The following is an 8,367-nucleotide window of genomic DNA, read 5'->3' as shown; positions in this document are numbered from 1 at the left end:
ATTTTTTGACAATTTGAGGGAAGTTGGATAGAATCAAATTATTGATTTTTTTTAAAAAACAAGCTCCTATTTTACCGAAGTAGGAGCTTTTTGTCAATTTTTTTTCTAACATTCAACACTTCTGGTTAGAACTAGATGATCAAGGAATAGCCAATCCCAGAACATTGGAGATTCAATTATGAGCTTAAACAGATTACCTATACCGATATCTCAAAGTTCTTCCCATCGAGAAACAGAGATGTGGGTAGATGAAGCGATTTGGGGTCATCGTCTATATGATGAACAAACTCCTTGGTTAACTTTCCTCGAATTCCTGGGAATTGTCCAAACTGAACTAGAACAAAACAAAGCCTTTATTGAAGAGGAATTTAACCAATTAAAATATAAATCTTATCGTCGTCTCTATTTGAGAAACATATTATTTAATAATCCTTTTTTGGAGTCTGTTAATGCTGAATATAACAACAACGATGATCAATGGAAAGAATGGCTAGATTGTATGCTTAGTCACTGTGGTGGACTGAATAATTCTGAGCCAGATTTTAGTTATTTACAAAAAAGGTTTCCAACATTTCGAGATTTTTTAGAAGTTGTAAAATTTTTACAGTTTAATGCCATAGAAGGAGATAGCAATAAACGCTGGAGTTCTAAATTTGTATTTCCCTATGGTGTTGATTGTCTCTATGAGGATTTAAGAATTCAATCGAAAGGCAATCCTAATAATGATCGTCGCTTTTTTGCTCGGACAGGAGAGCTATTGTATTTAATGATTTGTCGTAGTTCTCAGAAATCAGAAATTCTCAAACAGCTTCAAAATATTGGAATTATTGATCGCAAAAAATCTAGCCAGTGGAACCAATTAGTTGCCCTCTTACAACCTGTAGAATCTGAAGATACAAAACCAGTAAGTAAGAATAGTAATTCTCCTTATCTTCCTTATCAAAAATTAGATGAATTTGATAATTTAGCTGAAGATTGGCTGAATTTATTTAAGTGTAATCTTCCCGATTATGATTCTCTGCCTCACTTAGTTACTATTATGGGTGTTCATCTGGTACTTTACTTACTGAAGCGTTCTCAAAGTGTTTTAAGCAATGAAGATGATAATAGATTTGAATTAGTAAATTCTTGGAGTAGTTCAGATAGTCCTCAATTTATTCTTGAAATTGTTGCACCCAAAAAAACGATTATTCGTGACTTAGCTTCTGACACATTTTTAAAGAATAATAATTTGACTAAACAAGCTATAGAACACTATATTAAGCGGATATCGAATTGGGATGAATGGTCAAAAAATATTGAGTTCTTTGATTCATTAGAAAGAATTAAAGATACACTGAAACGAGAGTTTTCGTGGGATGAGGATAAAATACGAGGCAATTCTCCTGATGAATTATTAGAAGAGTTATGTCAACAAGCTGTCACTAGGCATAAAAAGCACGTTGGTAAATTTCACAGTAGTTGGACCAAAGAAATTGGACTAGCTTCAAGTCGAGGAAGTCGTAGAATGCGATATGCACCTACTGACTCTCTTTTAAAAACCTTAGTCCTTTGTTGTGTCCCTCAGCGAAGGGAATTTCAGGATTTTCTAGAAATTCTCTATCAAAAATATGGCTTTATTATCGGTGAAAAACAGGCAACTGAGATTATTGAGCGGAAAGAAGCTGACCAAGAAGCATTTGCTGATAATGCAGAACGCCTTGAACAGCGTCTAGCATCGTTAGGATTACTTAAACGCCTTTCTGATGCTTGTGCTTATGTCCTGAATCCTTACACAACGGAGAAACTATAAATGCGTGCTATCGATTTAATTGGACAAGTAGCTACTCAATTTTTGAGAGAATCTGTCAATACAGATGAATTAGATGGGGTTGCTCGCTTTTTACTAGATCGTCTCACTGGGGAGCAAATTGCTAATATTTGTCAGGCAATTCTTGCGACTCCTGACTTATCTTCGTGTATTAAAATTCAGATTCCCCGCTCTCTTGTAGAAGGATACAATCTTCCTGAAGAGATACTTACCGAGGAAAAAGCGGTTCACCTGCGCCACGCTCCTTGTGACCGTCCCTGTTTACTCTTAGCAAATACGAATGATGATCAAGGACAATCTCTCAAAGATATTTCTCCTTTAAGTGCAGGATTGCTCAAAGAACAAATTGAAATCTGGGTTGCTGTTGCCAGTGACGGTCTAGATTTACCCGATAATCATAAAAAATACTGGCAAAAAGCTCTAAAAGGGTTACTGGGTTCTAGTGAGTGTAGTTTAGAGCAATTTGCGAACTACGTCATGGATACTCGTGAACGCATTAGGGAGGAAAGTGTTCCTATTATTAATGCCTTGGGATGGGCTTTACCTGCATTACGATTGCCTCGTGATTCAGGGTATTTTGATGCGATTCCTGAAAAAGCATGGGGACACGCTCGAAAATGGCAAGATAAGTACCAACAAGCGATCTCAAAACGAGGCTGTTTACTCATTAAACAAACTCCTAGTCGCCAACCTATTGAAGCAAGTGATTTAAAATCTGCTTTTGAAAAAGTGAAGGATGAAGTTCCTCTAGAAGCACACTCTGTTATTGAAGAATTTATAAAAACTCCTCCTGAATGGAATAAACAAGCACAAGCATTAACGTTTTGGGAATGGGAAACTGATAATATTAATGCTCTTTTTGGTGGTATGAAAACCAAAAAGACAGATTTATATAGCTCAACTAGACAATTTTATGAAGATGAATATCCCAACAGTCTAACTGATTTAGAATTAGATTATTTAGAAACCTTGAAAAAACGAAAAAATACAAAAGAAGCTAATGATGATGATAAGCAATTTTATGATACCCATCGATCAGAATTAGAAACGGATCGGTCGTTAAAAGTTAAATGGGATAAATTTGTTTATGGTCAACCTATTGAATGTACAGATTTTTTAGTAGGTTTACTTGAAGCTTTTGAACGACTTTATGATCAATCCAATCTGCAAGAGGACACTCGGTTAATTGTGCAAACCCAAAAAAGTTCTCGCAAAAGCCAATGGTTAGACTTAAATGCAGATGTTGGAATTTACTTCTGCACAAGGTATCGGGGGATTGAGCAGTTAACCTCCCCCGAAATTACTTGGAATACTCACTGGCTATTTAAGTATGATGAACTTCTCAAACAGGAACAACAAAAAAATAAAAATAAGAAAAAAGAGGTAAAAAATACTTCTACAGCTAAATCTTCTATCGAAATAAAGTTTTATGTCGAATTGCATTTAGCTAACTCTACAAAATTAATTAATAAAATTCAATTGATTTGGAAAGGTCAACCTAATGCAATTGGGATGGAACTCCGCCATGATTTGGTAAGGCTACAAAAAGCACCTTGCTTTATTTCACAAGTATCACGAGAATTAGTGAATAAAAAAGGTCGTCTTCAAGGAGTAAGTTTAGAAGATGTTGGAACTTTAATGGCTGCTTATGGACAAAATCGAGGGTCATTAATTAATAAATATGAACGAAAAAAAATTTAGGAAAACTTTTCTTAGATAATCTGAAAAAAGCGGTTCAAGATAATCGATTATCTTCTGATGCTGAGAAATCTATTCAAAAAGCTTGGGAAAGTTTTGAAACTATTTATACACAAGCATTAAAAGATTGGCTCAGTGAAAAAGGTCTTTCTAGTCCCTCTTTGTTACAACAGTCTGAGGCTTACCAAGTTTTGATTAAAACCTTACTTCAGTATGCGACTGGAGATAAGAATCGGATTGAATTAGTGCAACCCGTTTTGCGCTTAGGTTGTGTCTCTGTTGAGCGAGGACATCCGGCTGCGATTATTGCTCCTTGGCATCCTTTAAGATTAGCTTCCTTAAGTATTAAAGCTCGTCAAATCGCAGGATTACTGAAATATATTTTAAAAACTAAAGAGGTTAATTTTGGGGATTCTCGTTTGTTTTTTTCTGATTTGAGAAACGAACTTACCCATCCTTATTATCCGGAAGTATGCTTAGGATATAAAGGAAGTGAACCATTACTGCTCTCTCTTTCTGATACAGTTAATGATTACAGCCTTTTTGAGCAACCAATTAAAGAAATTACTCAATACTCTACTAATGAAGATCCTAAAAAAGCTTCGTCTAAGTTACTAGATTTAGTCAAGCGATATCTTGAATTATTGCCCCATGAGAGAACCAATTTAAGTCTTGTTCTTTATCAATGTGATTCTACAAGATTTCCTAAAACTGTTGTATCTAAATTGAGTGAGTTACAAGATGATGATCACGAGGCTGGTTGTCAGGTCATTTTATATCATCAAGATTTTCAAAAATTAAGTGCTTTGTATCAACAACTTTTAGAAAGTTCAGATGTAGATGATTTTATTGCTAGTGAAGCTGCTCGTGATTTCATGGCAAAATTACGAATTAGTTTAATGTCCCATAATCCCTCTTCTTCTACAGAAAAAGTTGCTGATATTGTATTTCTTCAAGATATTATCTCACGACAGGCAGAACTGGTTTGGCAATCAACTCCTTTATCTAACAATACCCCCGAGATTCTTAAGCACGTTCCCTCGCGCTGGTCAAGAAAGCGTCCGGTAGCTAAAGATGAACTGAAATCAACGGTATATCTGGTGTGTCCTAGTCAACCTCTGGTTGGACAAACTTATCTGGATGCGATTTATAGCCTATTAAAACAGGAAGACTGTCCTGAAAATCAGCATTTTCTTCCTGCCAGACAGATTTCATTTCAAGATGAAGAAACTCGTACTATCTTTAAAGAGGTTCATCATTTAGGTGAATGGGTTGTTAATTATGATGATTTACTCGAAAGACGGCAATTAATTAATCAAGGTGTTAATGTAATTCGCTACCAGCAAAGTCGTAGTGATGACCGGAATTTTTTAGTATCATCTAATTCTTCTATGAATCTTCTGCAAGTTTTGGTTAAGCGTCGATTAGAATCTCTCAATTTAGGGCTAGATGAAATGGCACTTAGTAATTTAGCTGAGGATTTTATTGATCAAGCCAATGGTATTTCAGGAGATATTGTCTTAAGGGCTGCTAAAAATGGTAAGTATGCCAGTGAGTTAATGGGGGTGGTTTTAAGTAAATATTTATTGATTTCTGAACTAGGTAAAGAAAATCCAATTGGTTGGTATTTCTTGGATGATTATGCTAATTGGTTAGGGCAGAAAGAAGGGAGAATAGCTGATCTTTTAGCGGTGAGTCCTCAAATCAGAAATAATGAACTTATCCTTAAATTAATTGTTGCTGAAGCAAAATATATTGATGCGAATGGACTCAGTGATGCTCGTAAAAGTTCTCAACATCAATTAAGAGATACAGTTGAACGAATGATGAGTGCTTTGTTTGTTAGTCCAGGACGACTGGATAGAGATTTATGGTTATCTCGTCTGGGAGATTTGCTTTTGGATGGTATTGAATTTAATACAACTGATGCAATTTCAATCGAAGAATGGCGTAAACAGTTAATCGATGGTTCAATCAAGATTGATCTATCAGGATACTCTCATGTATTTATTTCTGGACCTAGTGACTCTTTTGTTAGTAATGATCAAGTTCCTCTTGCGAAAGTTGATCACTGCTATCAAGAAATATTTAATCGTGAATCTGTGCGTCAGTTGGTCTTGGCAATTCATCGTCAACACCCCTTAGTCTCTATTCGTGAACAATTGGGATCTGAAACCCCTTGGAAAGCGTATAATCCTCGTTTTCCTGCTGCAAGAGTTGTTTGGGTAAATCCTGTACTCGATGAGGTAAGCAGTTCAGGTTTATCAGAAAAATCGAACGCTCAAGAAGATTTAGTTCAACTTTCTATTCATAAAAATGCTGATTCTATTCCCATTCAAGATTCTCATCGATTAGAGATTTCTAAACAGATAGAATCTCCGACTTGCTTTAGTCCCTCTGTGGTTAAATGGATTGACTCAATGAGTCAATCAAAAATGAACAATCAAGCAGATGATAAATGGTTAAAGGAAACATCTTTAAAGTTGCGGAAAGCTTTATTAGGGTATGATTTACAAGCGAAAATTTTAGGAGAAAGATTAACTCCTAATGCTGCGTTGATCGCTTTCCAAGGGTCAGATCATCTCAAAATAAAAGATATTGAAAATCGCCGCTCTCAACTTTTAACAACCCATGCTTTGACGGTGATTAATATCCTAGGAAATCCTGGTAAAATTATTGTTTCTATTGCTCGTCCTCAAAGGGAAATCATTTCTTTATCTAAGGTATGGAAGCAACGGAAAATAAATTTAAAGGCTGGAGTTAATCTGAGTTTCGTTGTAGGAGTAAAAGAATTTGATGGTAAAATATTATATCTGAATTTAGGTGGAGAGTTTGCTGATTTACAGTCTCATGCTCCTCATACTCTGATTGCTGGTACTACTGGAAGTGGAAAATCAGTGTTGTTGCGAAATTTATTGCTGGATATTTGTGCAACTAATTCTCCAAAATTAGTGAATATTTATTTGATTGATGCTAAACAAGGGACAGATTATTTCCCCTTAGAAGACTTACCTCATTTCTCAGAGGGTATTATTACTGAACAAAACGATGCGATTGAAGTTTTTGATAAAGTCGTGAATGAAATGGAGAAACGCTATAAACTTTTTAAAGCAAAAAAAGTTAATAGTTTATTTTCTTATAATGAAAAAGTTCCGGAGTTAGAGAGATTACCTGTTCTGTTTTTGGTTCATGATGAGTTTGCTGATTGGATGTTGGTTGATGAATATAAAAATGCAGTTTCTTCTGCTGTACAACGCTTGGGGGTTAAGGCGAGGGCTGCTGGAATTTATCTCATTTTTGCTGCACAACGACCCGATAAAGATATTTTCCCTATGCAACTGAGGGATAATCTGGGCAATCGTTTAATTCTCAGGGTCGAAAGTTCAGGAAGTTCTGAGTTTTCATTAGGAGAAAAGGGAGCAGAGAACTTATTAGGGAAAGGTCATTTGTTAGCCAAATTATCTGGAGAACGTAATTTAATCTATGCTCAAGTGCCTTTCCTTTCTGAGGATGATTTTTGTGTAGTGGCTGAGGCTATTCAGCAGGATTATAAAAATGTCTGAAGTGAAAAATTTTCCAATTTACCTGGACTATCATTCTACAACTCCGGTTGATCCTAGAGTGGCAGAAAAAGTTTTGTACGCGATGACTGGAGCATTTGGAAATGCGAACAGTGTGGATCATGCTTATGGCGATGAGGCGGCAGAGGCGGTTAAAAAAGCGCGTCAACAAGTGGCTGCATTAATTCAGGCTTCTCCGAAAGAAGTTATTTTTACGTCTGGGGCGACGGAAAGTATTAATTTGGTGATTCAAGGTTATGGAATTGGACAAAAACAGGGTTCTCGGATTTTGGTTTCACCTGTTGAACATAAGGCGGTGTTAGACTGCTGTGAGGCGATGGTTAAGCGGGGATTGACGGAAATTGTCTGGTTGAAGGTGAATGAACAGGCACAACTGGATTTGGAATATCTGGAACAGGTTTGTAGGGAGGGGGGGGATTTATTGTGTGTGATGGCGGCGAATAATGAGGTGGGGACGATTTATCCGATGGAGAAGATTGGAGTCATTGCACATCGTCACCAAATCCCTTGGTTTTGCGATGCTTCCCAAGGGGTGGGGAAAATTCCGATTCGCTTTCAAGATTGGGGGATAACCTATCTGAGCGTTTCGGGCCACAAATTCTATGGACCGAAAGGGGTGGGGGCTTTGGTGGTGCGAAAAGGGTATTCTCTACCCCGTCTGATGTATGGTGGAGGACAGGAAGAGGGGATGAGATCGGGAACGTTGAATGTTCCGGGTATTGTGGGATTGGGTGAAGCTTGTGCTTTGAGACAATGGGAGATGATGGAGGATGAAAAGGCGATCGCACAAAAACGAGACAAACTACAAAATCTCCTCCTCACCCATCTTCCCCAACTCATCATTAATGGCGACTTAAATCACCGTCTGGCGGGTAATCTGCACCTTTCCCTTCCCCCCATTCCCAACAGTGCTATCATGGCTAGAGTCCGCCACCAACTGGCTATTTCCACCGGGGCAGCCTGTTCATCAGGCACTCCTACCCCCTCCCATGTTCTCCAGGGGATGAAATTACCCCAAAAGCAAATAGACAGCGCGCTGCGGATTAGTGTGGGGAAATTCACCACCGAAGCGGAGATTGAGGCAGCGGCCGCACTGTTAATTCAGGGGGTGCGTCAACTAGCAACTCTCATGGATTGACAGCACTTCAGAATTGACCGAAAATAATGGGATACAAGCCCCGTCCTTCAGGACGGCTTTTTATTACCCATTTTTCAATTCCATGTTATTATAATATTTGATATCCATTAACTCAGTATCATCCGTGTTTGTCTACGAGT

Annotated in this window: 4 protein-coding genes; all 4 read left to right on the top strand. The window is 37.4% G+C overall.

The genetic code is table 11. From position 1 onward, the window contains the following. Positions 1-238: 238 nt before the first annotated feature. The 4 genes from K4A83_RS20950 (at position 239) to K4A83_RS20935 (ending at position 8,227) form a co-directional block, all read left to right on the top strand. A complete protein-coding gene (locus tag K4A83_RS20950; protein WP_265266648.1) occupies positions 239-1,792 on the top strand; it encodes a hypothetical protein in 1,554 nt (517 codons plus the stop codon). Then, the gene (locus K4A83_RS20945; RefSeq protein ID WP_265266647.1) at positions 1,793-3,511 is read left to right on the top strand and encodes a hypothetical protein; all 1,719 of its coding nucleotides are present in this window, start codon (positions 1,793-1,795) and stop codon (positions 3,509-3,511) included. It abuts the gene before it with no gap. 188 nt (positions 3,512-3,699) lie between these two features. Continuing rightward, positions 3,700-7,071: an FtsK/SpoIIIE domain-containing protein gene (locus K4A83_RS20940; protein WP_265266646.1), complete on the top strand. Its 3,372-nt coding sequence runs from the start codon at positions 3,700-3,702 to the stop codon at positions 7,069-7,071. Next, on the top strand, positions 7,064-8,227 hold the full coding sequence (locus K4A83_RS20935) for a cysteine desulfurase family protein (RefSeq protein WP_265266645.1): 1,164 nt from the start codon (positions 7,064-7,066) through the stop codon (positions 8,225-8,227). The genes K4A83_RS20940 and K4A83_RS20935 overlap by 8 nt, the downstream gene beginning before the upstream one ends. Positions 8,228-8,367 lie beyond the last annotated feature (140 nt).

Source organism: Spirulina subsalsa FACHB-351 (assembly GCF_026130165.1).
GTDB lineage: Bacteria > Cyanobacteriota > Cyanobacteriia > Cyanobacteriales > Spirulinaceae > Spirulina_A > Spirulina_A subsalsa_A.
The sequence above is the reverse complement of the archived record's forward strand: the minus strand, read 5'-3'. Positions and strand labels throughout refer to the sequence as shown.

Coding starts and splice junctions, on each gene's coding strand:
- K4A83_RS20950 (WP_265266648.1), top strand. CDS start 239: ATGTGGGTAGATGAAGCGATTTGGGGTCATCGTCTATATGATGAACAA.
- K4A83_RS20945 (WP_265266647.1), top strand. CDS start 1,793: ATGCGTGCTATCGATTTAATTGGACAAGTAGCTACTCAATTTTTGAGA.
- K4A83_RS20935 (WP_265266645.1), top strand. CDS start 7,064: ATGTCTGAAGTGAAAAATTTTCCAATTTACCTGGACTATCATTCTACA.